Source organism: Bradyrhizobium sp. (assembly GCF_036009065.1).
Lineage (GTDB): Bacteria > Pseudomonadota > Alphaproteobacteria > Rhizobiales > Xanthobacteraceae > Bradyrhizobium.
This window is the reverse complement of sequence record NZ_DASYMN010000324.1, coordinates 1-1,828: the sequence shown is the minus strand read 5'-3', so window position 1 is coordinate 1,828 and position 1,828 is coordinate 1. Positions and strand designations below refer to the sequence as shown.

Annotated in this window: 3 protein-coding genes; 1 reads left to right on the top strand and 2 read right to left on the bottom strand. The window is 64.6% G+C overall.

The window, feature by feature from the left end; genetic code table 11:
• Both VGP39_RS20145 and VGP39_RS20140 read right to left on the bottom strand, forming a co-directional pair.
• On the bottom strand, positions 1–176 hold a 176-nt coding region (locus VGP39_RS20145), incomplete at its 3' end, for a BRO-N domain-containing protein (protein WP_414644745.1).
• Positions 160–459, bottom strand: a complete 300-nt coding sequence (locus VGP39_RS20140; RefSeq protein ID WP_327569852.1) for a MarR family transcriptional regulator — start codon at positions 457–459, stop codon at positions 160–162. The genes VGP39_RS20140 and VGP39_RS20145, both read right to left, overlap by 17 nt.
• A gap of 27 nt (positions 460–486) precedes the next feature.
• Here VGP39_RS20140 and VGP39_RS20135 point away from each other — a divergent pair, with 27 nt between their 5' ends.
• Entirely contained in the window at positions 487–1,608 is a 1,122-nt protein-coding gene (locus VGP39_RS20135; RefSeq protein WP_327569851.1) for an IS630 family transposase, read from the top strand.
• The last annotated feature ends 220 nt before the right edge of the window (positions 1,609–1,828 follow it).

Sequence of the window (1,828 nt, the reverse complement as noted above, 5' to 3'; positions counted from 1 at the left end):
ATATAGACGCCGTCCCTGCGGATCGCGGGGAGGACCACGCGCGCGACCCAATCCTGAAAGACGCGGGCTTCGGGTTTATCGGAGCGAAAAATTAGCCTGTAGAAGCCGGACTCGGAGACCAGGATTAGCTTCGTGTGCGGGTTGAGGCCGCCTCGGGAGCTAGTACCTCGTCCCAGTGGATTTGACGGTTTGATCCTCGGCGGAATCAAGGCGGGGCAGGTGGTCACGATTGACGAGCACCGTGACCGATCTTGCCACGCCGGGTTTGCGTGAGATTAGGCCGGCTTTCTCCAGCGTGAGCAGCATCTGGTGGACCGTCGGCGACGTGACACTGAAGAAGCGTTGCATATCGGCCTGCGCCGGCGGGCGGCCGTTGACCAGCGTGTAGGCGTCGATGAAGGCCAGATACTGACCCTGTCTTTGGGTAAACTCTAAAGGCGATTCGCCGGCGCGATTCATCGTCGTCCTCGACAGCGGGGATCGACGATGAACATACGCTACCGGGTGGACCTCGATGAAGCCGAGCGCGCCCAACTGACGGCGATGCTGAGCTGCGGCAAGCACGCAGCGCGCAAGATCAAGCGGGCGCAGATCCTTCTGGCTGCCGACGCAGGCGTCGGCGACGAACAGATTGCGCGTAGCGTCTCGGTCGGCGGGTCCACGGTGTATCGAACCAAGCGGCGCTTCGTGGAAGGCAATCTGGAGGCGGCCCTGAGCGAGGAGCCGCGTCCGGGTGCGGCGCGCAAGCTGTCCGGCAAGGAGACGGCGCTACTGGTCGCGACCGCCTGCTCGAGCCCGCCACAGGGGCGCAAGCGCTGGACGCTCGATCTGCTGGCCGGCGAGATGGTCCGGCTGACCGACCACGAGGCGGTGTCGCGCGAGACGGTCCGGCGGCGCCTGGCCGAGGACGACCTCAAGCCGTGGCGACGCGACATGTGGTGCATCCCGCAGATCGACGGCGCATACGTCGCGCGCATGGAAGACGTGCTCGACCTGTATGCCGAGCCGGCCGATCCCAAGCGCCCGGTGGTGTGTTTTGACGAAAGCCCGACGCAGCTGATCGGCGAGACACGTGCACCGATCCCCGTTCAGCCGGGCCAGCCGGAGCGCTACGATTGCGAATATCGTCGCAACGGCATCGCCAATTTGTTCGTGTTTCTCGATGCCCATCGGTCATGGCGCCACGTGAAGGTCACCGAGCAGCGCACGGCGAAGGATTTCGCCTTGTGCATGCGCGATCTAGTGGACACGCATTACCCAAAGGCGGCGTTGATCCGCGTGGTGCTGGACAACCTGTCGACCCACACCGCCGGGGCCCTGTATGAAACATTCCCCGCGGCCGAGGCGCACCGCATCCTGCGGCGGCTGGAATTCCACTACACGCCCAAGCACGCCAGTTGGCTGAACATGGTAGAGATCGAAATTGGCGTGCTGCGCGGCCAGTGTCTCGACCGCCGCATCGGCGAACCCGGCCGCCTCATCTGCGAGATCGCTGCCTGGCAGAGACAGCGCAACGCCTCGGGGGCGCGCATCGATTGGAAGTTCACCACCCAGAAGGCGCGCGACAAGCTTGCCCGCGCCTATCCCCACGCAGCCAAGGAGTCATAATCACTGGGACGAGGTACTAGTGCAGCTGAGTCGAGGTCGCCATCGCGGAAGGGAGTCGAACCGGGTGGCTGGCCTTCTCCGCGGCTCAACTGCTCCGGAGGCAGCGTTTCGCGTCCATCCGCGTGCGAAAGCTTCCCAACCAAACCCTGCTCACCGCCACGTGCCCTCTGTTTGGTCCCACCCTGCACGGCTTCGGTCGACACCAGCTCAGCCGTTCCGG

Coding starts and splice junctions, on each gene's coding strand:
- VGP39_RS20140 (WP_327569852.1), bottom strand. CDS start 459: ATGAATCGCGCCGGCGAATCGCCTTTAGAGTTTACCCAAAGACAGGGT.
- VGP39_RS20135 (WP_327569851.1), top strand. CDS start 487: ATGAACATACGCTACCGGGTGGACCTCGATGAAGCCGAGCGCGCCCAA.